Source organism: Pseudomonas sp. NFACC45, from assembly GCF_900113505.1.
Lineage (GTDB): Bacteria > Pseudomonadota > Gammaproteobacteria > Pseudomonadales > Pseudomonadaceae > Aquipseudomonas > Aquipseudomonas tehranensis.
The window spans coordinates 88321-112760 of sequence record NZ_FOPO01000003.1 but is presented as its reverse complement, the minus strand read 5'-3'; the positions used below and the strand labels follow the sequence as shown (position 1 = coordinate 112760).

Genomic DNA, 24440 nt, shown 5'->3' with positions numbered 1-24440 from the left:
TGATACCGCGTTATCGTTCATCGCGAGCAGGCTCGCTCCCACAGGGGCCTTTGGTGGCTACCCAATATGCGTACACCGCAAATCCTATGTGGGAGCGAGCCTGCTCGCGATGAGGCCAGCAGGGTCTCAACTGGCCTGGCTTTGATCCTTATCCTTCACACACGCAAAATCTTCCTCGCGCAGTTCAGGCAGGTCCTTGGCGCAGTAATTACTGCCCAGGTCCTTCAGGGCGCCGCACATCCCCTCCAGACGCCCGTCGACGGCCTGCAGGTGATCGAGCAACTGGTTGATGGCGCGAGCGACCGGGTCGGGCATGTCTTCGCCGACACCGTAGGCATCGAAGCCGATCTTCTCGGCCATGGCCTTGCGGCGGGCGTCCTGCTCTTCATCGGACTTGACGATGATTCGCCCCGGGATACCCACCACGGTCGCACCGGCCGGCACAGCCTTGGTCACCACCGCATTGGAGCCGACTTTCGCCCCCGCCCCCACCGTGAACGGCCCGAGCACCTTGGCGCCGGCACCGACCACTACGCCGTCTTCCAGCGTCGGGTGGCGCTTGCCCTTGTTCCAACTGGTGCCGCCGAGGGTCACGCCCTGATACAGCGTCACGTCATCGCCGATCTCGGCGGTTTCACCAATGACAATGCCCATGCCGTGGTCGATGAAGAACCGGCGACCGACCTTGGCGCCCGGGTGGATCTCGATCCCGGTCAGCCAGCGTCCGAAGTTGGAGACAACCCGCGCCAGCCACTTCCAACCCATGTTCCATAAGGCACCGGAGAGGCGATGGATCCAGATGGCGTGCATGCCCGGGTAGCAGGTCAGCACTTCAAAGGCATTGCGCGCCGCCGGGTCACGATGGAAAACGCTTTGGATATCTTCACGCAAACGATCGAACATCTTTATTCCTTCCGCTTAATCAGCTCGCCACGGGCCGCTTTCTGGGTTTCCGTGAGGATGCCGCGCAATATATTCATCTCCGCCCGGCTGACCGAGCTTCGTCCGTACAACCGACGCAGGCGCGCCATCAAGTGCCGGGGCTTGTCCGGGTCAAGAAACTCGATATCCACCAGGGTCTGCTCCAGGTGCTCATAGAGCCGCTCCAGCTCGTCCATGGTCGCCAGTGTCTCACTGCGCGGCGACGTGGCCTCGAATTTTTCGACCTTGCTGGGTTTGCCTTCGGCTGCCAACCAGGCCATGCGCACTTCATAACTCAATACCTGCACCGCCGCCCCGAGGTTCAGGGAACTGAACTGTGGGTCGGAAGGGATATGCACGTGAAAGTGACATCGCTGCAGCTCTTCGTTGGTCAGGCCGGAATCTTCACGGCCAAATACGAGGGCGATCTCAGCGCCCTGCCCGGCTTCCTCGACCACCTTCGTTCCGCATTCGCGGGGGTCGAGCAGCGGCCAGGGGATGCGGCGATCGCGGGCGCTGGTGCCGAGCACCAGGTTGCAGCCCACCAGGGCATCTTCCAGGGTGGCGACCACTTGGGCGGCTGCCAGGATGTCACCAGCACCGGAAGCCCGGGCGTCGGCTTCGTGATGGGGAAACGAGCGTGGCTCGACCAGCACCAGCCGCGACAGGCCCATGTTCTTCATGGCCCGCGCAGCCCCGCCGATATTTCCCGGATGGCTGGTATTGACCAGGACGACACGAATGTTCTGCAACAAGGGAGGCGCTCTCGAACACGATAAAGGGAGCAAATCTTACCTAAGCACCTACCGTTAAGCTATGAAAGCGAACACCAACCTTCTCCTGGGAAAACTTTCTGATAGAATGCGCGGCTTTCTTTAACAACCTTAGGTGACACATCCATGCAGCCCATGCTGAATATCGCGCTGCGCGCCGCCCGCAGCGCCAGTGAACTGATCTTCCGCTCCATCGAGCGCCTGGATACCATCAAGGTCGATGAAAAAGACGCCAAGGACTACGTGTCCGAGGTTGATCGCGCCGCCGAACAGAAAATCGTCGACGCGCTGCGCAAGGCTTATCCGAACCACTCGATCCTGGGTGAAGAGACCGGCATGCACGCCGGCACCGGCATCGAAGGTGAAGAGTACCTGTGGATCATCGATCCTTTGGACGGCACCACCAACTTCCTGCGCGGCATCCCTCATTTCGCTGTCAGCATCGCCTGCAAATACCGTGGTCGCCTGGAACACGCCGTCGTGCTGGACCCGGTTCGCCAGGAAGAATTCACCGCCAGCCGTGGCCGTGGCGCCCAACTGAACGGTCGTCGCCTGCGCGTCAGCGGTCGCACCAGCCTGGACGGCGCCCTGCTGGGTACCGGTTTCCCGTTCCGCGATGACCAGATGGACAACCTGGACAACTACCTGGGCATGTTCCGCGCCCTGGTCGGCCAGACCGCCGGCATCCGCCGCGCTGGCGCCGCGAGCCTGGACCTGGCGTATGTCGCCGCCGGCCGTTTCGATGCCTTCTGGGAGTCGGGCCTGTCCGAATGGGACATGGCCGCAGGCGCCCTGCTGATCCAGGAAGCCGGCGGTTTGGTGAGCGACTTCACCGGCGGCCACGACTTCCTTGAAAAAGGCCACATCGTTGCTGGCAACACCAAATGCTTCAAGGCTGTGCTCACCGCCATCCAGCCACACCTGCCGGCTTCGTTGAAGCGCTAAGCAGCTCGGCTACAGAAAAAGCACCTTTCGGGGTGCTTTTTTTATGCCCGTGCTTAACCACTCAGCTCAGCTGTGAACACTACGTGGCGAGGGAGCTTGCTCCCGCTGGGTTGCGCAGCAGCCCTAAGATTTTGCGGTCGCTGCGCAACCGAGCGGAGCAAGCTCCCTCGCCATAATGGATTACATCCAAGAACATCGAGGCAAGCTGAACCACCGCTTTCGCGGGCAAGCCCGCTCCCACAAGGATGGAGGGATGTCCGAAATACGGGCGTAAAAAAGCACCCCGAAGGGTGCTTCTTCATAACAGCCGGATCACTGAGCCGGTTCGTTCTGCCCCAGGATCAGTTGGCCTTCCTTGTTCACTGGGATCTGGTTGCCCGGGTCGCGGTCCATGCGGACTTTGCCTTCCTTGCCATCGAGCATGTAGCGAACGTCGTAACCTACAACCTTGTCGCTGATGTCGTTGACCGTGTTGCAGCGAGTTTGGGTGGTGGTGTAGGTGTCGCGCTCCTGCATGCCTTCCTGAATCTTGTTACCGGCATAACCGCCGCCGGCCGCACCCGCCACGGTGGCGATTTTCTTGCCGGTGCCGCCGCCAATCTGGTTACCCAACAGGCCACCGGCCACGGCGCCCAATACGGTACCCGCGATCTGATGTTGATCCTGGACCGGCTTCTGCCGGGTCACGGTGACGTCCTTGCACACTTCACGGGGGGTCTTGATTTGTGTCTTAACCGGGTCCACGGCCAATACTTGCGCATACTCAGGGCCGCTTTTGACCAAGCTGTAGGTGGCTACCGCACCACCGGCAGTCACACCGACAGCACCCAATACCGCACCAACCAGCATCGATTTGTTCACTTGAACCTCCTGACCATCACATGCGGATTTATCCGCGCTTCTCCCAGCCTTGGAGCACAAAAAAAGGCGCGAGTTCAACTCGCGCCTTTCGGGCTGTGACGGGCGGAGACCAAACCCTACGGGCGGTCGTCCACTTCCGTGTCAGTGGCCACCGGAGGAATCAGATCCTCGGTGCTCAGGTTCAGCCAGATCAGCACCACGTTGGCGATGTAGATCGACGAGTAAGTACCCGCCAATACACCAATGAACAGCGCAATGGAGAAGCCAAACAGGTTGTCACCACCGAAAATCAGCAGCGCGCCGATCGCCAGCAACGTGGAGATCGACGTCGCCATGGTCCGCAGCAGGGTCTGGGTGGTCGAGATGTTGATGTTCTCGATCAGCGTCGCCTTGCGCAGCACACGGAAGTTTTCCCGCACCCGGTCGAACACCACGATGGTGTCGTTGAGCGAGTAACCGATGATCGCCAGTACCGCCGCCAACACCGTCAAATCGAAGGTGACCTGGAAGAACGACAGGATGCCCACGGTCACGATCACGTCGTGGATCAGCGAAACAATCGCGCCCACCGCGAACTTCCACTGAAAGCGGAAGGCCAGGTAGAGCAGGATGCCGCCCAGCGCCATCAGCATGCCGAGGCCGCCCTGGTCGCGCAGCTCTTCACCCACTTGCGGGCCGACATACTCGACACGCTTGACCTGCGCCGGGTTGTCGCCACCGGCCTTCTGCAAGGCCTCGGCCACTTGCTGACCCAGCTGCGGGTCTTCACCCGGCATGCGCACCAGCAGGTCGGTGGTGGCGCCAAAGCTCTGCACCACAGCGTCGGTGTAACCCGAGGCCAGCAGTTGCTCGCGCACCTTGCCGACATCTGCCGGACGCTCGTAGGTCAGCTCGATCAGCGTACCGCCGGTGAAATCCAGGCCGTAGTTCAGGCCCTTGCTGAACCAGCTGAACAACGCCAGCAAGGTCAGCAATACAGTGACGCCGAACGCAACGTTGCGAACGCCCATGAAGTTGATTGTACGTAACATGGCAGCCCCTTAAATCCACAACTTCTTGAAGTCACGGCCACCATAAATCAGGTTGACCATTGCACGGGTCACCAGAATGGCTGTGAACATCGAGGTAAAGATCCCGAGGGACATGGTGACCGCGAAGCCCTTGACCGGGCCGGTGCCCATGGCGAAGAGAATCCCGCCCACCAGCAACGTCGTCAGGTTGGCATCGATAATCGCGGTAAATGCCCGGCCGAAGCCTTCGTTGATTGCCCGCTGGACCGACATGCCCGCGGCGATTTCTTCACGAATCCGCGAGAAGATCAGCACGTTGGCGTCCACCGCCATGCCCATGGTCAACACGATACCGGCGATACCCGGCAGGGTCAGCGTAGCCCCCAGCAGCGACATCAGCGCCAGCAGCAGCACCATGTTCACCGCCAGCGCCACCGTGGCGATCACACCGAAGAAGCGGTAGATGGCGATGATGAACAGCGAGACAAACAGCATGCCCCACAGCGATGCATCGACACCCTTGGCAATGTTGTCGGCACCCAGGCTCGGGCCGATGGTGCGCTCTTCGGCGAAGTACATCGGCGCAGCCAGACCACCGGCACGCAGCAGCAGGGCCAGTTCCGAGGATTCACCCTGGCCGTTGAGGCCGGTGATGCGGAACTGACTGCCCAGCGGCGACTGGATGGTCGCCAGGCTGATGATCTTTTTCTCTTCCTTGAACGTCTGGACGGGTACGTCTTTTTCGACGCCGTTGACCACTTGCTTGGTGTAAGTCGTCGTCGGCTTCTGCTCGATGAAGATCACCGCCATGCTGCGACCGACGTTGCTGCGCGTGGCGCGGCTCATCAGTTCGCCGCCGTGGCCGTCCAGGCGAATGTTCACCTGTGGGCGACCCTGCTCGTCGAAGCCCGCCTGGGCGTCGGTGACCTGGTCACCGGTGATGATCAGGCCACGCTCGATCTGCGCCGCCGGACGACCGCCTTCACGGAACTCGAAGCTCTCGGTGGTGGCGCGGGAAGCACCCGGCTCGGCCGCGAGACGGAATTCCAGGTTGGCGGTCTTGCCGAGGATACGCTTGGCTTCGGCGGTGTCTTGCACGCCCGGCAGCTCAACCACGATGCGGTTGGCGCCCTGGCGCTGGACGATCGGCTCGGCCACACCCAGCTCGTTGACGCGGTTACGCACCGTGGTCAAGTTCTGCTTGATGGAGTATTCGCGGATTTCCGCCAGCTTGGCCGGGGTCATCGCCAGACGCAGCACCGGTTGACCATTGAGGTCGGCCGGAACAATGTCGAAATCGTTGAAGTTCTTGCGGATCAGCGCACGGGCCTTCTCGCGGACATCTTCATCAGTGAAACCCAGCTGAATGGCACCGTCGACCTGCGGCAGGCTGCGATAGCGCAGGCGCTCTTTGCGCAGCAGGCTCTTGACGTCGCCTTCGTAGACTTTCAAGCGTGCATCCAGCGCTTTGTCCATATCCACTTCCAGCAGGAAGTGCACACCACCGGACAAGTCCAGACCCAGCTTCATCGGATGCGCGCCGAGGTTGCGCAGCCATTGCGGGGTGGTCTGGGCCAGGTTCAGGGCCACGACATAGTCGTCACCGAGGGCCTTGCGCACCACGTCCTTGGCCGGCAGCTGGTCTTCAGCCTTGAGCAGACGCAACAAACCGCCCTTGCCGCCTTCGGCAACGGTCGCGGCCTTCACGTCGATGCCGGACGCCTTGAGCGCTGTGCTCGCACGGTCCAGATCGGCCTGAGTGACCTGCAAGGCAGTGCTTGCGCCACTGACCTGAATGGCCGGGTCATCAGGATAAAGATTGGGAGCGGAATAAATCAGACCGACCGCCAGCACCGCCAGGATCAGTAAATATTTCCACAGAGGGTATTTGTTCAGCATCACGCCGCCCGCTTATGACGCGGGGCGCCTTGCGCGCCCCGTCGATTGAATAGAAGTTGTTACTTAGATCGCTTTCAGCGTGCCTTTTGGCAGCGTGGCCGCGATGGCGCCTTTCTGGAACTTCATTTCAACAGTGTCGGACACTTCCAGTACCACGAAGTCGTCGGCCACTTTGGTGATCTTGCCAGCGATGCCGCCGGTGGTGACCACTTCATCGCCCTTTTGCAGGCTGCTGAGCAGGTTCTTCTGCTCTTTGGCGCGCTTGGCCTGTGGACGCCAGATCATCAGGTAGAAGATGACCAGAAAGCCCACCAGGAAAATCCACTCGAAACCGCCACCCATAGGGCCGGCAGCAGGTGCCGCCGCGTCAGCCATGGCATTAGAGATAAAAAAGCTCATTTAGCACTCCAGTTGCAAGTATTGAATCTTAGGATCGGAAAACTCAGTCCAAGGGCGGAACAGGCAACCCGCGCTTGGCATAGAAGGCATCGACAAAGGCGGCCAATGTACCCTGTTGAATAGCCTCGCGCAAACCAGCCATAAGCACCTGGTAATGGCGCAAATTATGGATGGTATTCAACATGCTACCCAGCATTTCGCCGCACTTGTCCAAATGGTGCAGATAAGCACGGGAGAAGTTCTGGCAGGTGTAGCAATCGCAGGTCGGATCCAGCGGCGAATTATCATGGCGATGAAACGCGTTACGGATCTTCAGCACGCCCGTATCAATGAACAGATGCCCATTGCGGGCATTACGGGTTGGCATCACGCAATCGAACATGTCCACCCCGCGGCGCACACCCTCAACCAGATCTTCCGGTTTGCCAACGCCCATAAGGTAACGAGGTTTGTCAGCGGGCATCTGACCCGGCAGGTAATCGAGCACCTTGATCATTTCATGCTTGGGCTCGCCCACCGACAGACCGCCGATGGCCAGGCCGTCGAAGCCGATCTTGTCCAGGCCTTCGAGCGAGCGCATGCGCAGATCCTGATGCATGCCGCCCTGAACGATGCCGAACAGCGCCGCCGTGTTCTCGCCATGGGCGTTCTTGGAACGCTGGGCCCAACGCAACGACAACTCCATGGACACCCGCGCCACGTCTTCATCGGCCGGGTACGGCGTACATTCGTCGAAGATCATCACGATGTCCGAGCCCAGGTCACGCTGGACCTGCATCGACTCTTCCGGCCCCATGAACACCTTGGCGCCATCCACCGGAGACGCGAAGGTCACGCCCTCCTCCTTGATCTTGCGCATCGCGCCCAGGCTGAACACCTGGAAGCCGCCGGAGTCAGTCAGAATCGGGCCGTTCCACTGCATGAAATCGTGCAAGTCACCGTGGGCCTTGATCACTTCCATGCCCGGGCGCAGCCATAGGTGGAAAGTGTTGCCCAGGATAATCTCCGCGCCCGTGGCGACGATATCCCGCGGCAGCATGCCCTTGACCGTGCCGTAAGTACCCACCGGCATGAACGCGGGGGTTTCCACCGTACCGCGGGGGAAGGTCAGACGACCGCGACGAGCCTTGCCATCGGTAGCAAGCAACTCGAAGGACATGCGACAGGTGCGACTCATACTGTTTCCTCGGGTCCGCGTGGCGCGGGGTTACGGGTGATGAACATCGCATCACCGTAGCTGAAAAAGCGGTATCCATGCTCGACGGCGGCCTTGTAGGCGGCCATGGCTTCGGGATAACCGGCGAACGCCGAAACCAGCATCAACAGCGTGGATTCGGGCAAATGAAAGTTGGTGACCAGGGCATCGACCACGTGGAACGGCCGGCCCGGGTAGATAAAAATATCGGTGTCGCCACTGAACGGCTTGAGCACGCCATCGCGCGCAGCGCTTTCCAGAGACCGCACACTGGTGGTCCCCACCGCCACCACCCGCCCACCGCGGGCGCGGCAAGCCGCCACGGCATCGACCACTTCCTGACTGACCTCCAGCCATTCGTTGTGCATGTGATGGTCTTCGATACGCTCCACTCGCACCGGCTGGAACGTGCCAGCGCCGACGTGCAGCGTCACAAACGCCGTCTCCACACCCTTGGCGGCAATCGCCTCCAGCAACGGCTGATCAAAATGCAGCCCCGCCGTCGGCGCCGCCACCGCCCCCAGGCGCTCGGCGTACACAGTCTGATAACGCTCGCGGTCCGAACCTTCGTCCGGACGGTCTATATAAGGAGGCAACGGCATGTGCCCGACACGGTCGAGCAGCGGCAACACCTCTTCGGCAAACTCAAGCTCGAACAACGCATCATGCCGCGCCACCATCACAGCCTCGCCGCCGCCGTCGATCAAAATCGACGAACCTGGCTTGGGCGACTTGCTCGAGCGCACATGGGCCAGCACCCGATGACTGTCCAGCACCCGCTCCACCAGAATCTCCAGCTTGCCGCCGGAGGCTTTCTGGCCAAACAACCGTGCGGGAATGACCCGGGTATTGTTGAACACCATCAAATCGCCCGGGCGCAAATGCTCAAGCAAATCAGTGAATTGACGGTGAGCCATGGCTCCGCTGACCCCGTCCAGGGTCAACAGTCGACTGGCGCGACGCTCGGCCAGAGGGTGGCGAGCGATCAGCGAATCAGGGAGTTCGAAAGTAAAGTCAGCAACACGCATGATGGGGTTCGTCTAGCAGGGCCGGAAAGTCTAGCGGAATTATCAAAAATTCACCATGAAACGTGATTGACCAACGGTAGGCACCTCTCTATACTTCGCCGCCATTGAGCCCTGATGGCGGAATTGGTAGACGCGGCGGATTCAAAATCCGTTTTCGAAAGGAGTGGGAGTTCGAGTCTCCCTCGGGGCACCATCTTAAAAAAAGACCTTGAAATTCAAGGTCTTTTTTTTCGTCTGTAGGAAAGTGGTTTTTCGCGGCTAACGTAGATCCCAACCAATCCCCCACCCGCTTTTGTGGTGGGGGGGGATAAATCACCGCTCCCCTTTGTGGCGAGGGGATTCATCCCCGCTGGGCCGCGAAGCGGCCCCAGAATACCCAACCTTATGGTGAGGAGGAGCCAGTGGTAAGGAAGAACCTGGGAGCAAGGAATAACCCGTGGCGAGGGAGCTTGCTCCCGCTTGAGCGCAAAGCGCTCACAAAAATGCCACTGCCCCCACCGATGCTCCGCCTTGCAACGCCAAGTTGACCCACCGCCCCTCCTCACCCGCTGACAAAGGACTTCACCCCATGGAATTGCTGCTGGAAACGGTCGCTCTTTACTCCCTCAAGCTGGCTTATGAGACAGAAGGCCACAGCCCAATTCTGCGGGATGATCCGTTGATGGGCGGTTGTGATCGGGAGGTTTTTGGGTTGTTGATACGGCGCGGGGATGTGGCAGGGATTCAGAGTGAGATAGGCCGGTGCCTGGATTTGGCGTTGGGGGCGGTTGGTGGGGTGGATACGGTGCTGGGGCGGGAGCTGCATCGTCTGACTGCGAATTTCAGCGCGGCGCAGAGAATGGAGGACCTTCATGCTCCACTCATCGCGCTTAACGCTTACGTGAAAGACATCCTATAAACCGCAGCGCTCGTTTCCGATGCAGTAGCCAAGAGTGCTATTGCGTCCTGCAAGTGCTTGCGGAACCGGATGGGGTAGTCCCTTCAACTGCCGCCTGAATGCTGAAACGGCTGGCCAGCGCACGGCGCCAATCAGCCACTCGACAGACGGCAATGAAGGCGAGTCCGTTCTATTCGATCACTTTTCCGTAAAAGCGCAGGAGACGTTCCTTCGCGTATCGTTGGTAGCTAAAGCGAGCGGCCACCGTCGACGATGAGTTCCGAGCCAACCGTCCAGCGGGACTCGTCTGACGCCAGGTACAGCACGGCCTTGGCCACTTCCTCGGGCGTACCAAACCGGCCGAACGGAATGGTCGCTGCGATATCCTGGTTGAGCTGTTCGCGATAGGCATCGGGAATACCGAGCTTGTCGTAAAGCGGCGTATCAATCGGACCAGGGCTGACTGCATTGACGCGAATGCCACGCGGGAGCAGTTCGCTAGAAAGCGTCTTCGACATGTTCAGGAACGCGGCCTTGGTCGCGCCATAAACTGATGAACGCGCGGCGCCGAGGTGTGCGCTAACCGAGGTATTGAGAACCACCGACGCAGGGTTCGCGAAGACTGGTAGCAATGCCTGGATCAGAAAGTACGGCCCCTTAACGTTGATGTCGAAGGAGCGATCGAACATTTCCTCCGTCCACTCTTCGATCGGCAGCCAAACGGATACGCCTGCATTGAGAAAGGCAACATCGAGTTGGCCATAGTGAGTCTGAACGGCCTGCGCCAGTTCCTTCTGCGCATCGATGCTGGCTGAGTCAGCACGCAGTACCAATACTTCGCTGCCCAGTTCCGCCTGAGCCTTTGCGATGGACTCCGGATTGACTCCGGTAACGATCACGCGAGCGCCTTCGGCGAGGAACTGCTTAGCCGTTTCCAGGCCAATGCCGCTGGTGCCGCCGGTGATGAGAGTACGTTTGCCTTGCAATCGGGACATGTAAGTTTCCTTTTGGGTTTTTCACGGTCAGTCGATGTACTGACCTGCCAGAGGGAAACTATGTATTCATACCTGTGCATTGATAAGATGGCCTATTCGAATACATTTCATGCTTGTATTGCATGAATGAGAGGCCTAGATGGATCGACTACTGCTGATGACCTGCTTTGTTCGCGCTGTTGAGACAGGAAGCTTCTCGGCTGCGGGGCGTGACCTCGGGCTGGGGCAGCCTAACGTCAGCCGCTATGTGGCGGCGCTGGAAGATCATTTGCAAACCAGGCTGCTTCACCGATCCACACGAAAGCTTGCCCTCACCCCCGAAGGAGAACGCTATTACGCAGATACCCGGCGCATTCTCGATGCCGTGGAAGAATCGGAGTCGTCCTTCAGGGAGAACGTCGCCCCGTCCGGATTGTTGCGAGTCGCCTGCCCGACCGCGCTAGCCCATGCATTCGTGGTGCCGCATGTATCCACATTTCTGGAGCGCTATCCAGAGTTGACGCTCGACCTGCAGATCAATGATCGCTATGTGAATCTGGTCGACGAAGGGGCTGAACTGGCGATCCGCATCGGACATCTGGAAGACAGCGCAATGCGTGCGCGGCCGCTAGGCTGGTTCGAGCGTGTATGCGTTGCCAGCAAGGGATACCTGGCCAAACGCGGAATCCCCACGACGCCCAATGATCTGAGAACGCACGATTGCCTGATCTACACCCTGCTGTCGACAGGCACCGCATGGCGCTTTCGGGATATCGATGTTCCCGTTTCTGGCAGGCTTCGGGTCAACTCACCTGAGGCCATACGAGAGTGTGTAAACGACGGACTGGGGATCGCACAGGGCCCCGAATGGCTTTACGAGGAAGGGCTGAAAAATGGCAATCTGCAGGTGTTGCTTAGGGACTACGCAGCTCCGCCTGTCCCCGTGCAAGTCATTTACGTCGCCGACCGGCTTCTCCCCAAAAGGGCCATTGTATTCATGGATTTCATCGCCGAGGTGTTCGCAAAAAATTCTGCATTTAAGGATCAGCCTAGACCGTCGTAATTGCAGTAGTCAGCTTGGGGTGCTCATGACGCCCGACTAATCATGAAAATTCGCCAGGTGCCGGTTCGGCATTTTCGGCAGACCAGGGAGTCTATCCTTAACCAGTTTCGTGAAAACATTATTGACAGCTCGTCGGAAATTGGATGGAGATATCCGATCAAACTTTCATCCACACCAGTCCTTATTAAAAGCAGGCAAGGTGTACACTTCGCAGTACAACGTGGAAGTTTATGTAGAAAAAAAGTATTTAAATCATACGGCTATGCTATTACTCGAGTCTCCCTCGGGCACCATCTTAAAAAAAGACCTTGAAATTCAAGGTCTTTTTTTTCGCCTCCAGGAAAGTGGTTTTTCGCGGCTAACGCAGATCCCAACCAATCCCCCACCCGCTTTTGTGGTGGGGGGGATAAATCACCGCTCCCCTTTGTGGCGAGGGGATTTATCCCCGCTGGGCCGCGAAGCGGCCCCAGAATACCGAACCTCATGCTGAGGAAGAGCCAGTGGTAAGGAAGAACCTGGGAGCAAGGAAGAACCCGTGGCGAGGGAGCTTGCTCCCGCTTGAGCGCAAAGCGCTCACAAAAATGCCACAGCCCCCCCACCGATGCTCCGCCTTGCGACGCCCAGTTGATCCACCGCCCCTCCTCACCCGCTGACAAAGGACTTCACCCCATGGAATTGCTGCTGGAAACGGTCGCTCTTTACTCGCTGAAGCTGGCTTATGAGACCGAGGGTCACAGACCGATCCTGCGGGATGATCCGTTGATGGGCGGTTGTGATCGGGAGGTTTTTGGGTTGTTGGTGCGGCGGGGGGATGTGGCAGGGATTCAGGTCAAAGTAAGCCACTGCCTGGACTTGGCGCTGGAAGCGGAATCCCATAATTACTGGTTAAATCCGTGGTTCATCTGCAATTCGCGCAGCTTTCTATTCCCCTTACGCTCTTGCCCCAGCCTGCCAACCTCACTGGGCTGACCGAACTGGTTAGACGAAGACTTGCTACTTATCGCTAATGTTTGTCATTACCGACTGGCACTACCCACTCTTCTCCTGGCCCGGCATGCGCCAGACCCTGGCCGTCATCGTGATATGAGATAAGCTGAGCCCACCAAATCCAAGAGGGCCGAGGACGTGTTAGAAAGAGAAATGGAAGCAAAACAGTCGTTGATGGATATCGCGACTCTGGATGACTTCGCGCATATCGGCCCGTCTACCATCCTGACGTTGAGCAACTCTCTACACTTTCATACGCTTGAGCGTACTTTCCTAAATGCCTCCCAAGCTGCAGAGGCATGCGGGGATAAGGCGGCAGTTAGGGCTTACAATGTTCTGGCAGTAATTTGCAGCTATCACTTTAACCCTGATAGACCGGATACGTTCACACCCCAGCAGATTATGGATAGACAGCGAACCCTAATCCCTAGTGATTTCGTAGGTGAGCAACAAGAGATCCTTGTAAAGATCGTTGAAAAAGTTGACCACCCCTTACTACGAGCTAGGATTGCGGACAGCTGCTGGTATATGAACAGACGGCTGCACGAGGTGGCTATGCTGGCCGCTGAGTCTTATTTGATGGCAGTACAAGGATTTTTTGACAAAAAATTGCTCCATGAATATGTGTCTGACTTTAAAGTACCAACTAAAATTACCCGACTGATTGAAAGAGCATTTTCTATATATGCTTCAATAGGCAAAAGGAAGGGAATACCTTTAATCGCAAAGGACACACTGTCCCTGGCACGCGAAATAGCAATAGAGAACAACAATCTAATCGCGTTTTATGACCTTTCACTTGTTTCAGAAAATTACCACCTGATTGGTTGGGACGTTATAGCAAGCGAGGCTGAGTCTCTAGCAAAAGCAAACAACACTAAACAACATGCCGATGCCGTGAAGAAAATCTGGGGGCTAGCAGCCCAGGCTTACAATAAACTTGATGACAAAGAGTCTGCGAAGAGATGTAAGGTTTCAGCAGTCGATCAAACCTTACGAATGAGAGACGGTGTTAGCCAATCATCAGCAAAAGCGTATTGGACTAAATTAGCGATTGGCGAATATCGTTCCATCAAAGGGATGACAGAAGAGATTGTGAAGCTGAAAGCTGAGCTACAAATTCTCGAAGAAAAATCCCTCGATGATCTAGCTGAATTCAGCATGCCACTTGATCTCTCAGACATAAGGCAGCTGACTCGGGAGAAATTTGAGAACATCGAAGTCCACGAGATGTTATTTCGGCTTGCTCTAATAGATAAAATTCCGCAAAAAACAGCATTGCACACTAGTTGCCTATCCAGAAGAGACCGTAATTTCTTTTCGTCAATGGCAGGCAAAACTTTCGCAGATGCCCAAGGAAAGATTATTGCCAATTCACCGTCAGCTCCCATGGGTTTGCCGCCACCAGAGACGTGGTTCGACCACGAGAGTTTAGTGGATGTTAGATTTCACAGCCATGTGGCCTCAGAAGGAAATATAAGGGCGGCATGCCGGGCTATGTGTCGACACCAACAGATAGACGAGCGCCATTTAATGCCTGTAGTTTCGCAGAGTGCATTTGTTCCATATGGCCACGAGTTTGTATTCGCGCTAGGATTTGCTCGTCTGATTCAAGGCGACATGATTTCAGCCGCGCATTTACTCATTCCACAACTTGAAAACTCGTTGCGTTTCATTTTAGAGAATGACGGATCGAATACAGCAAAGCTTAACATTGACTTGACACAGGAAGACCAGTCCCTGAGCCAGTTGTACTCCAACCAAAGGAAAGCTCTGGAAAACAGGTTGGGCATCGATATCACTTACATGCTGCACCTGCTTTTCAACCTAAAAGGAGGTGCCATGCTAAGACATGAAATGGCACATGGAAAACTATCATCAAGCGATTGCTACAACCCTTTATGCGTTTATGCCTGCTGGTTGATGTACCACATAACCTGCCTTCCACTGCTGAGTCGTTGGAATTCCCAAGTAGCTCCGGCGATCCGGGAACTCGCACATTGACGACTACGAGTAAGCGAATTCGCAACACCTAACTGCGAATTCGCTTTAATTAGGAGTCAAAATCCATGTAGCTAACGCAACGTGAATCGGTCCCGAAGCAAAGATTCCACATGAGAGGCAGCTTATGGCCGAAAGCTGGCAGTCACCAATACCAGCTATTGGCCGGAGATTAGCGAAAATCCCAGTCCCTGGGCTTGTAGCCAAAGGACTGGGAAGTCCTTACTCAGGCTTCTTGGTAAAAAGATATCGTCTCTTTTAGCGAGGCTGAAAACTCATAGATCTCGTCGAGTGAGTTGATAGGGTGACGCGTCTCGACTTTGTCTTTGTCAAAAATCCCAAGATATTTTTGGCTACGATTGAAGTGGAGTCTCGCGATAGGTTTGCGGTTGTTGTCGTCTAGAAGTATACCGAAGTAGCTCTGGGTGTCTCTGCTGGCTATGCGCTTTGCATCTATGACGGTCCGGACAATCGCTTTGATTATATGAAAACCTTCCAGCTCCTCCATCGTAGTCAGAATACGATCTTCAGGCTCTTCTTGGGCTTCAGCCTGATTTTCAGCGACGACCGATTCAGCGGGCGTGGGAAATGTGGCTTTGCTCATCGCCGACTTCAACCTGTCGTTGATTTGGTCACTGAGAAACTGGGCAGCGGCTTTCCTTGTGAGCAGAGTAAACTGATCTCGAACTTTCTGGGTTATGACCCCTTCGTAGACTCGCGATGCGAAGAAGCGAACGAAATCATCATCAGGTTGGGTGAACTGCGAAGCCATTTCCTTTTTTATGTTTCCCACGTACTTCAGTTCGCCTGCGGCATTGATGATCGAATCAACGTCGAAAGCGGACTTCGTAAGCTTTTGAAGTTCAGGGATTACGTGCTCATCAATATTAAGCAGGTCGATCTCTAGGAACGGCTTTTCATCCATTTTGTTTGGTGCATCAAGATCGGTGTAGAACCGATAAAATCTGCCATTTGTAAGAATGGAAATTCGTGCAGTGGTGACATGAAAGTATCGGAAAAGTTGGCTCGCATGGTTGATATTGAGCGGCTCGCCGACTTTTTTTGTTTCGATCAATATCTGGATTTGGCCATCTTTCAAAATCGCGTAATCAATCTTTTCTCCTTTTTTCGTGCCCACATCGCAGACGTATTCTGGAACGACTTCGGAAGGGTCGAATACATCATAGCCCAGCACGGTATGAATGAACGGCATGACGAAAGCAGTTTTCGTTGCTTCCTCCGTTTGTATAGTCGACGCTAGCTGATTGACCTTCGCTGACATTGCGTTCAAGCGTTCTACAAAATCCATTTCACTGCTCCGTTACACGTTCACCCGATCGGGGTCGTAGAGGCGCAACGCTACTATGGCTAAATCCACTCCTGCTACTGGCATTCCATCCACGCTGGATGCTTGGACAGGGAAATGACATTTGCGCAGGTGCTATCGAGCTCAAAAACGCCTCTGATCTCAACGCATTCGAACGACTCTTTTTGGCCTAATCGCTGATAGCTTGCTGGCGCCTAGCAAAGTGTTCATACCTAACTGCCAATCGTTGCTGATGGGCAGGCGAGAGTTCGACTAGAGCTTCTTTCCTGTTTTATGGGTCTACTTCAGACGCTCGGAAGCGTTACACCAGTTGGCTTAGTAACACTCGTAGAAACTCATGCTCATACACAGTGTTACGCCGGTAATATCCAATAAATACAGTTAGTTATCGACAACCGTTACACCAGTAACGTTCGTAACACTGCTTTTCAGAAGGATGCGTATTCCCCCGCTCCCCGGAAGCATCAATGCCACCAGCGAACGTCAGGAGCAGTTCCAAATTTTGCCGGGGACCCTGAGGTTTCTTTAAGACACGGGGTCGGAAACCCGCGTGATCGTGTTAGCGAAAAAGTGCACAGCTTAGTGAACAGGTGAACCTGGTGAACTGGTGGTTCACCTGTGCATTTGCCCTATCGCTTGGTAGCTCGCGGGGTCCCTGGGCAATTCGGTGGGTATGGGGCAAAGAACCCGCAGCATCTTGTTAGCGACTGAGTTTTCTACGTCGGTTGACAGGTTGACGTGGTTGATAGCATCCCCAAGGTTGACCGGGTTCAACCGTTCTCTATCAACTACACAATGGCTCACCTTTACCGTTGCGGTAACGATCCCCTTTTTTCGTCAGGATCCTTTCAATTTCAACGTTGAAATTTCAGTAAGCTGCAATCTCTGTCGCTACCAAGATCCCGCGGGTTTCCGACCCCGTACCGCGAGCATTGCCTCAGGGTCCCCGGCGGCTTTCCGAACAAAAAACTCCAGTCTCAATCGGTACCGAGATCGAATGCCAATAGCGAGATGATCACCCTTCTCTCATTATCTTGCGGCAGAGAAAACACATAACGGTCACTCGTTTCATCCAAGTTTACAGGGCCGCTCACGTAGCGAGGATGGCTCTTTATCAACACTCGCATCTTCTGAATTACCGCTGTGAAGCTGGAATTCCGATTGAACATCACAATCGCTGTCTTAGTGTCACGCCAAGAGAGGTAGCTCAGTAGCTGATCAATCGTGGCCAGGAAACGCTTGTCTCCACCCCAGATCTTGAACTCAGCTACAAAGAGGTTGCCCTCGCCATGACGTATGAGCACGTCGGTCTTACCTTGATAGTTGAATGCCTCTCCTGTGGCAGTTCCGAAGTGGGCATTCAGGGGAACCAAGAAAAGATCTCTGAGCGATTCTTCATCTAGCTTTCGCGTACGCGATGAGCTTTGCTCGATACTTCTACCAGCACCTCGCACAAGGCCAAGGATCGTTTCGTATTGCTTCAAATCCAGTGTTGGCTCAGGTGCAACGGCGGGAGTCATCGGAGGTAATTGGGGGATTACCCTTTGTTTCACGGTCGGTGGAATGTAGCTACGAGCATCTCCTTCCTTTTCTTTTAGGCGAATCCCCATGCCAGAAAGCTTCGAGGCATTTTCCTTTTGTGCAAGGAGCTTGCTGCGGCGTGCATCGATCTCAGCTCTCAGCGCATTTGCCAATTGCTCGTGGAAGCCTGCCCACTGACGGCGATGTGATTCTAAATATTTTTCAATCGAAGCTAGGGTCGAATCTAGCTCAGCCTTTACCGCTTCCGGCGTTAGTGAACGATCTGAGATGGTAAAGGCTAGGTGCTGCTTGCGAACCAAAGCCCTCGGAGGTGACATGTCGAATGAATTGGGACGCAGTTTAAAAATATCCGCCTCCCCCACGAAAGGGACTTCAAAATCGTAGGCTTCACCGGGCACCAGCCTGATCTGCTTATCCCAATGATCGTAGATCTCGACTTGACGCTCATGCTGAGACGCCACGATTTCATCGCGAAGCAGAGTGGGTATTTCAACGCCGTACTTTTCCACGAAGTAAGTAACCAGCGCGTCAGGATCAGTCTCAAGTAAACGGCGTTCAGGCAGCTTGCTTGCTTCAGCACAAGCGCCGTTGATTTGGGCTGTCATGGAGTTCGATGCATCCCCATCACAAAAAAGATAATCTCTCACTTCCCTACGATTCATCAGTGCGCCCCTGCAGTATGATCAAATTGCCATCGAAGCTAATCGTGATTTAATTCACAAGCAACGTCGAGTACAGACGAAGCACTATGCGTTATGTATCCCCAGGTGTATCCCTAACTTCCAAACTCGCCTGAAACCCTTGTAAAATATGGCGGAAGCGAGTCTCCCTCCGGCTCATAAAAAGGTCTTGCTAGGCAAGACCTTTTCCAATCTAGGTAACACGTAATATTGCTGCCTACCTCACCTCAACAATATCCAAAGCCCGATTCGCCAACAATTCACTCACCTCAATCACCTGCAAAATCCCCAACGCAACACGCCGCCGCGACCCCTCCAGATCAAACGCCAAATCATTGATCATGGCATTCGCCGAAGCCAGATTCTCACTGAGATTCGCAAGCAAACACTCAGAATCCACCCCCGGATCAATCCGTAAAATGGAGTCGGACTTGTCAGACGTTTCGTTCTTAGGTTTGGGCTTCAGATAAAAATCCAACGCTCGCGTGGCAGCGTCGTCGATTTTCTTGTTGCGGGCGGACTGGGCGCGGGAGGTGGGTTCGTCTGCCGCTGGGGGATTTGGTGTAACTTTTGCCATCGTCTTGCTTCCTGTAATTGGAGCCATCACCCGCTCGCGACTAAACGATGGGAGGCAGCTGTACGCAGGTTAGTCGACCGGGGAAACAAGAAACCGGCGCGTCCGAGGACGCCCTGCGCACAGCCACCATCGAGTGCAGGATGGGAATCCCGACTGGATGACGCCTTGCACAACCTGTTTCACCCTGGGCGACTAAACCCGATCACTGATGAGCAGTGACAGGTCCCAAACTACCGACGCAACCCAAGGCGAACAAGCCGGCGGATTCTGGCGTAGTTGTAGGCAAAGGCGCAAGGCGAGGTCGGCTGGCGAGTTGCGGACGCCCAATGTCTGACATCCCGATCTGACGCTTCAGTTTGTTCCGAGCCTCAAATAGCCAGCCCTACCGGTATTGAGGAAACCGGAACAACCACTTCAAGAAACCTCCTACATCGCGTCCCTCCCTTCCCGCGTTAGCGTCTGTCCTGCATTTTTCCGGACGAGACTCACTACGTGGCGACACGCAAAAAGGACATCCCCCAGGTCCGCAACCCGCCCAGCGGTGACGGGCATCACGTCACTTATCGGGACATGACCGCCAGCGAACTGGCCGAGCGCGAAACCCGGCAGCAGGCGTACGAAGGCATGCTTGCCCGGCAGGCGGCCTATGAGCAAGAACGCTGGGCCGCCGTGGATAACAAGCCTTTGCCCACCGTGCCCGGATGCGTGTTTGCCAAGAGCTGCAAGCTCCCCAACGGCATCATCGATTACAGCAACGCCAACGGCTACGTACCGGCAGATCTGGTCAAGCAGTACGGCGATCTCATGTGGCTGGGCGGTCGGAGCGCCGACCCATCCGGCACGCTCCCCCTCAAGCCGTTCGGCGCTGGCACGGTTCCGGTTACCTTGGGCCGGCTCGCGCTGGGCGGTTCGGCAACTTCCACGGCTGCCGCTGCGGGCGGCACCGTCGGCGCAGCCTTACTGACAGGCATCGTCGCCCTGCTCTGGCCGTCCAATTTGGGTGACAGCGCGCTCTACAGCGAAGACCAGTTACGCAACCTCAAACAGGCCCGCAGCCGCATGCGCTTGAGCATCGAGCAGCAGGCCGACGGCAGTCTCAAGGGCTACGGCTTCTACACCGGCCAGAACCGCGACTGGGAAATGGTCGACGTTGTGCAGTTCATCCCGCGAGCCGATCAGTTCATCGCCGACCTGGGGGATGGCATTGAACTGATCTGGACGCCGGCCACCAACCCGTCCGACACCCTCGGCATCCCCGCCCTGGAAGCGGCGCCCCAGGCACCTCACATCTGGATCTATCCGCCGACGCCGATGGCCGACAGCATCATCGTCGACCCGATCTATCCGCCGGAGTACAGGGATTTCATTCTGGTGTTTCCGGCGGACTCGGGGGTTCGGCCGGTTTATGTTGTGGTGAGTTTGCCCGGGGACCATCAATATCACGATGCGCCCGATTTATTGCCTGCATTTCCAGATGCCACTGTCGTGAAATCCAAGTCTTCTGTTCAGGGAGGAGGAAAACGCAGAGTTCGTTGGATGGATAAGAAAGGGAGAATTTACGAATGGGACTCAAAAAGCGCCGCGGTAGAAAAATATGACAAGCTAGGCAATCATCTTGGAGAGTTCGATCATATAACAGGCAAACAGACCAAACCTGCTAAGCCTGGCAGAAAAACCCCCAGATAATTAGAAGAGTAGACAGATGCGATACTTATCAATAACAGGTTTCTATCCAGATGAAAAAAATGACGACACCTTGCAATTTCAAAGATCCATTAAAGATGTGAATTTAATGCAAGCATTAGCTCAACTAACCGAAGCAAAGCCTCTCGAAGAAATCGAACCCGGCGAGCTGGAGCTTACAAAAAGCCAAATCAACGAAATTTCAAAACTTCTGAACATCGAATTCCCAGAAGGACTGGAGTACTTTATTGGAACAAGGGCGGACTGACCTAACCAGCACTCAAAAGCAGGTATATCACCCAAGCGACGGGAGCATTTAGGCGAATTCGATCCGATAACTGGCGAACAAACCAAACCTGCCGATCCAACAAGGAAAGTAGAAAAATGACGCCCACGGTTGAAATTTTCGACATGACCACTGAAGAGTTAATTCAGACCGTAGAAGTCCCAAGCGCATACATGGACCCGTTGGCCGCGCTTATGGGCTGGACAAAACCTGAAGATTTCTGCTTCGTCTACGACCTGTCACCACAGCAGATAAAAACGATAGAAGAGTGGACGCATACAACGATTCATGGCGACAACCGCATCATTCAAATCGTCTGTCTTGAATAAGGCTAAGGAGTATTTCGGCGACAGTGCGTCTAGCTCACTCAATATCGGCCTGCCGCGTACAGAACCATCCGTGCATCAATCCCGCCTGAAAGAACTGCACAGGGGCGTCAAATCCGGCGGCTTCAATAAGCCCCGCGACCTGTTGCGCAGGCAGGATCGCAACATTCCTGGCGTAGGCAGTACGGGCTCGCTCCAGCACTTCTGGCTGAAGACCATCGGAGGACATCAATGTCAGCCAACTGCGTAACAGCACCTCGTAGGCCGGCGATTCGGTATCAGAGGCGAGGTCGGCGTTCGCCAATATTCCGTGTGGTTTAAGGCGGCGGGCAATCTCGCGAAAGAACGAGGTGCGGGCGCCTTCTTCTAACAAGAATTGGGATACCAGCAAGCAGGTAGCCGCGTCGTAGCTGGCCTCGGCGACGAGCGTGCCAAGGTAGCCTTCGTGAAAATGGCAGCGCGCGAGAAAGCCATTCTGAACGGCTCTCTGACGACAGACGTCAAGCATCGCGCCCGAGGGGTCGACAGCAGTGAAATGCCAGCCGGGAAAGCGCTCCGCCAGATGGGCAAGTTCTGCCCCCGTGCCAACGCCGACGCAGAGTATCCGGGCATTTTCCGGCAGGCCGGCGAACTGAGATTCGAGCAGCAAATAGAGGGCAGCGCGAATCGGCGCCATCCTTTCCCATTGCTTGTCGTAGCTGACAGCTTGCTGGTCGAACACTATCTTGAGTTCTTCATTGCGCATAGGGCACCTTGAGTCGTGATAGACGCATCGCGTTAACCGCGGTACTGCTTTCAGTATCCCAGACCTGTCAAGCCCCACGCATTTGCAGCCACGATGCTGTGGATCAGCACTTCCTAGGACCCCAGTCGAGCATTGATATTAGGATTATCTCAGCAGGTTGCGAGGGGGGACTCAACCCGATCACTGACCTCGGCCTATTCTGACGCTGTCCCCTCTCCCACAGGCATGCCCTTATGATCCACTGCAAACGAGCCTACGAAGCAGCGAGCACAGAGGATGGCGTGCGGGTTCTGGTGGACCGTCTATGGCCGCGCAATTGTCGCAAGGACGAACTCCCGATTGCTGAGTGGCTGCCGGAGGTTGCGCCTTCCCATGAGCTGCGCAAGGCGTTCAAGGCTGGGGCGGTTTCGTTCGAGCAGTTCAAGGTGGCCTATCGCAAGGAGTTGGCTGCGCGGCCGCAGTGTTGGTGGCGGTTGGTGGATGTGGCGCTGGGCGGCAATCTCACCCTGGTGTATGCCGCCAAGTCCACGGTCGAGAACAATGCCGTGGTGTTGGCTGAATGGTTGGAGGATGAGGTGGAGAAGCGGGCGCAAGGGAGTTCGCCGGTTTGCTATCTATCCGAATTCCCCGACCACTGATGTGGGCTGCTGCTGGGCGGCATTTTCCGGGGGCATTGTGCTGGAGGGTTTGGGGCTGCTGCGCAGCCCAGCGGGAGCAAGCTCCCTCGCCACGGGTTCAGCGGCGTATTTAGGTCAGCGGGGCTGGGTGGAGGATGGGCGGTTGTTCAAGGGGGATCGCAATGTCGCCGCTGTCATCCATGCAAACCATCAAACACAAAGCAAACCCCGAAACCCCCTCGCCGCGTAATACGACTGCACGCCGTTGTGATAGATGAACACCCGCTCATAACGGTAATCACCGAACAGCGCCCCGCCGAGTGCGCGAAGTTCGGGAGGTGTGGCCAGCCAACTGGACGTTTTGGCATCAAACTCACCGAGCTTTTGCAGGGCGCGGTACTGGTCTTCCGTCAGCAGGGCGATGCCCATTTCTTCGGCCATTTCCAGGGCACTGCCTTTGGGTTTGTTCTCTTTACGTGCGTCCAGGGCGGCGCGATCGTAGCAGAGGCTTCGGCGGCCAGTCGGGCTTTCTTTGGCGCAATCGCAGAAGGTGATGAGACCGGACACTTTGTTCTGGTCGATGACGTCGGGTTCGCCGCCGGTGGCTTCCATGGCCAGGAGGGATTTCAGGGCGTTGGGGTTGGCTTCGAGCCTGGTTTGGACGTCGGCCCAGGGGATGTTTGGGTGGCGCTGGGGGTTTTGGTCGAAGCGGGTTTTCAGGGTTTGGAGGAGGTTTTCGTGGTCTTGTTTGTTCATGGTTTTGGGTCCGTGGGTGAGCGGTTCCAAATCTCGGCAGTACCAGCGTAGCAACCCATTGAAGCGTGAAGTCAGAAACCCTGCCTACATCCATTTTTTCTACCTCACCCCTGAGTGGCGATTACGCGGTGCCGGGAAGTTGCTGCTGGCCTACGTGACCGACTTTCTTGCAAGGCTGGGTTGAGGAAAAGCCCATTCGCTCAGTGCAGAAAAAGGAAGTCTTCTGCCTTGGTTGAATCATATTGTTTGCACGCTATCAGAGCCGTTGATAGCGTGCAAAAAACCTGTTCGCAGCGATTCACGGTCCCCCGTGACCTTCTGGCCGACATTCAGGAAGGTCAGGTTATGGGTGACAGCGACCCATTCGCGGGGCGATATTCAAGCGTTATCCGCTATGGTGAAGTAACCCCTTGGCCCTGCCACTACTGAACATAGGAGGCCTGTATGAGGAACTTCACGATCCAACACATCGACCACATCGTCCTGCGGGTAAAAGACCTCGAGCGCAGTCTCGCTTTCTATACGTCTGTGCTCGGCTGCGAGCTCAAGAAGCGCCGGGACGACCTTGGGATGCTCCACCTCAGCGCCGGTGTGTCGATGATTGATCTGGTTGCGGTTGACGGGCCCCTCGGCCGCCAGGGCGGGCCGGCTGCCGGTAAGCAAGGGCACAACGTCGATCACCTCTGCCTGCGTATCGAGCCGTTTGATGAACCAGCCCTCCTCGCTCATTTGGCCTCAGCCGGCCTGAGTGTTGAGAAAGCGCAGATGCGCTATGGCGCGCAGGGGAAAGGTTGGTCGATCTATTGCTTCGATCCGGATGGTAATCAGATTGAGCTGAAGGGACCGGCGCTGGAGCCTTGAGCTTCACAGTCTGCCTGGGTCAGTGATGTTGAATGTGCCGCCGTCATCGCGAGCAGGCTCGCTCCCACAGGGGGATCTGTGGCTGGCATAGAATCTGTGAACACCGC

General features: G+C 56.1%; 25 protein-coding genes and 1 tRNA gene. 12 read left to right on the top strand and 14 right to left on the bottom strand.

Annotated features, from left to right (window positions below):
- Window positions 1-126: 126 nt before the first annotated feature.
- Together cysE and trmJ are read right to left on the bottom strand one after the other, a co-directional pair.
- Window positions 127-903, bottom strand: a complete 777-nt coding sequence (cysE, locus tag BM132_RS06110; RefSeq protein WP_092454031.1) for a serine O-acetyltransferase — start codon at window positions 901-903, stop codon at window positions 127-129.
- A 2-nt stretch (window positions 904-905) separates the two neighbouring features.
- A complete protein-coding gene (gene trmJ / locus BM132_RS06105; protein WP_047227467.1) occupies window positions 906-1676 on the bottom strand; it encodes a tRNA (cytosine(32)/uridine(32)-2'-O)-methyltransferase TrmJ in 771 nt (256 codons plus the stop codon).
- Between the two features lie 144 nt (window positions 1677-1820).
- Here trmJ and suhB point away from each other — a divergent pair, with 144 nt between their 5' ends.
- The gene (gene suhB / locus BM132_RS06100) at window positions 1821-2639 is read left to right on the top strand and encodes a type III secretion system regulator SuhB (RefSeq protein ID WP_003185165.1); all 819 of its coding nucleotides are present in this window, start codon (window positions 1821-1823) and stop codon (window positions 2637-2639) included.
- A 312-nt stretch (window positions 2640-2951) separates the two neighbouring features.
- On the opposite strand, the gene BM132_RS06095 is transcribed toward suhB, so the two are convergent.
- The 6 genes from BM132_RS06095 to queA form a co-directional block, all read right to left on the bottom strand.
- The gene (locus BM132_RS06095; RefSeq protein WP_047227466.1) at window positions 2952-3500 is read right to left on the bottom strand and encodes a glycine zipper 2TM domain-containing protein; all 549 of its coding nucleotides are present in this window, start codon (window positions 3498-3500) and stop codon (window positions 2952-2954) included.
- A 116-nt stretch (window positions 3501-3616) separates the two neighbouring features.
- The gene (gene secF / locus BM132_RS06090; protein WP_092454029.1) at window positions 3617-4531 is read right to left on the bottom strand and encodes a protein translocase subunit SecF; all 915 of its coding nucleotides are present in this window, start codon (window positions 4529-4531) and stop codon (window positions 3617-3619) included.
- Window positions 4532-4540: 9 nt separating this feature from the next.
- Complete coding sequence (secD, locus tag BM132_RS06085; RefSeq protein ID WP_092454027.1) at window positions 4541-6409, bottom strand: protein translocase subunit SecD; 1869 nt, start codon at window positions 6407-6409, stop codon at window positions 4541-4543.
- A gap of 63 nt (window positions 6410-6472) precedes the next feature.
- Entirely contained in the window at window positions 6473-6808 is a 336-nt protein-coding gene (yajC, locus tag BM132_RS06080; protein WP_007982729.1) for a preprotein translocase subunit YajC, read from the bottom strand.
- A 43-nt stretch (window positions 6809-6851) separates the two neighbouring features.
- Window positions 6852-7967: a tRNA guanosine(34) transglycosylase Tgt gene (gene tgt, locus BM132_RS06075; protein WP_177218148.1), complete on the bottom strand. Its 1116-nt coding sequence runs from the start codon at window positions 7965-7967 to the stop codon at window positions 6852-6854.
- A gap of 14 nt (window positions 7968-7981) precedes the next feature.
- Window positions 7982-9031 carry a tRNA preQ1(34) S-adenosylmethionine ribosyltransferase-isomerase QueA gene (queA, locus tag BM132_RS06070; protein WP_025211994.1) on the bottom strand — a complete coding sequence of 350 codons (1050 nt, stop codon included), beginning with the start codon at window positions 9029-9031 and terminating at the stop codon, window positions 7982-7984.
- A 108-nt stretch (window positions 9032-9139) separates the two neighbouring features.
- Between queA and BM132_RS06065 the strand changes: the two genes are divergently transcribed.
- Window positions 9140-9224: transfer RNA gene (locus BM132_RS06065), tRNA-Leu, on the top strand.
- 375 nt (window positions 9225-9599) lie between these two features.
- Window positions 9600-9929: a hypothetical protein gene (locus BM132_RS06060; RefSeq protein WP_092454023.1), complete on the top strand. Its 330-nt coding sequence runs from the start codon at window positions 9600-9602 to the stop codon at window positions 9927-9929.
- Between the two features lie 227 nt (window positions 9930-10156).
- Here BM132_RS06060 and BM132_RS06055 read toward each other — a convergent pair whose 3' ends face one another.
- Complete coding sequence (locus BM132_RS06055; RefSeq protein WP_086946342.1) at window positions 10157-10903, bottom strand: SDR family oxidoreductase; 747 nt, start codon at window positions 10901-10903, stop codon at window positions 10157-10159.
- A gap of 139 nt (window positions 10904-11042) precedes the next feature.
- Between BM132_RS06055 and BM132_RS06050 the strand changes: the two genes are divergently transcribed.
- The 3 genes from BM132_RS06050 (at window position 11043) to BM132_RS06040 (ending at window position 14936) form a co-directional block, all read left to right on the top strand.
- Window positions 11043-11945 (top strand): LysR family transcriptional regulator, encoded by a 903-nt coding sequence (locus BM132_RS06050; protein ID WP_092454021.1) that lies wholly within the window; start codon window positions 11043-11045, stop codon window positions 11943-11945.
- A 669-nt stretch (window positions 11946-12614) separates the two neighbouring features.
- The gene (locus BM132_RS06045) at window positions 12615-12914 is read left to right on the top strand and encodes a hypothetical protein (protein WP_256244155.1); all 300 of its coding nucleotides are present in this window, start codon (window positions 12615-12617) and stop codon (window positions 12912-12914) included.
- Between the two features lie 171 nt (window positions 12915-13085).
- Window positions 13086-14936: a DUF7380 domain-containing protein gene (locus tag BM132_RS06040; protein ID WP_256244154.1), complete on the top strand. Its 1851-nt coding sequence runs from the start codon at window positions 13086-13088 to the stop codon at window positions 14934-14936.
- Window positions 14937-15159: 223 nt separating this feature from the next.
- Here the strand turns inward: BM132_RS06040 and BM132_RS06035 are convergent, their stop codons facing one another.
- The 3 genes from BM132_RS06035 to BM132_RS06025 all read right to left on the bottom strand — a co-directional run bounded on the left by BM132_RS06035 (window position 15160) and on the right by BM132_RS06025 (window position 19059).
- On the bottom strand, window positions 15160-16242 hold the full coding sequence (locus tag BM132_RS06035) for a type I restriction endonuclease (RefSeq protein WP_092454019.1): 1083 nt from the start codon (window positions 16240-16242) through the stop codon (window positions 15160-15162).
- 995 nt (window positions 16243-17237) lie between these two features.
- Window positions 17238-18464: a hypothetical protein gene (locus BM132_RS06030; protein WP_092454017.1), complete on the bottom strand. Its 1227-nt coding sequence runs from the start codon at window positions 18462-18464 to the stop codon at window positions 17238-17240.
- 235 nt (window positions 18465-18699) lie between these two features.
- Complete coding sequence (locus BM132_RS06025; RefSeq protein WP_092454016.1) at window positions 18700-19059, bottom strand: DUF6124 family protein; 360 nt, start codon at window positions 19057-19059, stop codon at window positions 18700-18702.
- Between the two features lie 492 nt (window positions 19060-19551).
- On the opposite strand from BM132_RS06025, the gene BM132_RS06020 reads away from it, so the two are divergent.
- From BM132_RS06020 to BM132_RS06005, 4 genes are read left to right on the top strand one after another with little or no spacing between them, the layout of a single operon-like run.
- Entirely contained in the window at window positions 19552-20745 is a 1194-nt protein-coding gene (locus BM132_RS06020; RefSeq protein ID WP_092454014.1) for an S-type pyocin domain-containing protein, read from the top strand.
- Between the two features lie 16 nt (window positions 20746-20761).
- Window positions 20762-21010, top strand: coding sequence for a pyocin S6 family toxin immunity protein (locus BM132_RS06015; RefSeq protein WP_092454012.1), 249 nt, complete (start codon window positions 20762-20764; stop codon window positions 21008-21010).
- A 24-nt stretch (window positions 21011-21034) separates the two neighbouring features.
- Window positions 21035-21130 carry a colicin E3/pyocin S6 family cytotoxin gene (locus BM132_RS06010; RefSeq protein WP_092454465.1) on the top strand — a complete coding sequence of 32 codons (96 nt, stop codon included), beginning with the start codon at window positions 21035-21037 and terminating at the stop codon, window positions 21128-21130.
- Window positions 21127-21357 (top strand): DUF7683 domain-containing protein, encoded by a 231-nt coding sequence (locus BM132_RS06005; RefSeq protein WP_092454010.1) that lies wholly within the window; start codon window positions 21127-21129, stop codon window positions 21355-21357. The genes BM132_RS06010 and BM132_RS06005 overlap by 4 nt, the downstream gene beginning before the upstream one ends.
- 34 nt (window positions 21358-21391) lie before the next feature.
- On the opposite strand, the gene BM132_RS06000 is transcribed toward BM132_RS06005, so the two are convergent.
- Window positions 21392-22099: a class I SAM-dependent methyltransferase gene (locus BM132_RS06000; protein WP_092454009.1), complete on the bottom strand. Its 708-nt coding sequence runs from the start codon at window positions 22097-22099 to the stop codon at window positions 21392-21394.
- A gap of 233 nt (window positions 22100-22332) precedes the next feature.
- Here BM132_RS06000 and BM132_RS05995 point away from each other — a divergent pair, with 233 nt between their 5' ends.
- Window positions 22333-22737, top strand: a complete 405-nt coding sequence (locus BM132_RS05995) for a DUF488 domain-containing protein (protein ID WP_092454007.1) — start codon at window positions 22333-22335, stop codon at window positions 22735-22737.
- A 189-nt stretch (window positions 22738-22926) separates the two neighbouring features.
- Here BM132_RS05995 and BM132_RS05990 read toward each other — a convergent pair whose 3' ends face one another.
- Window positions 22927-23472 carry a DUF4256 domain-containing protein gene (locus BM132_RS05990; RefSeq protein WP_092454005.1) on the bottom strand — a complete coding sequence of 182 codons (546 nt, stop codon included), beginning with the start codon at window positions 23470-23472 and terminating at the stop codon, window positions 22927-22929.
- Between the two features lie 444 nt (window positions 23473-23916).
- Between BM132_RS05990 and BM132_RS05980 the strand changes: the two genes are divergently transcribed.
- A complete protein-coding gene (locus tag BM132_RS05980; RefSeq protein WP_092454003.1) occupies window positions 23917-24333 on the top strand; it encodes a VOC family protein in 417 nt (138 codons plus the stop codon).
- Window positions 24334-24440: the final 107 nt, after the last annotated feature.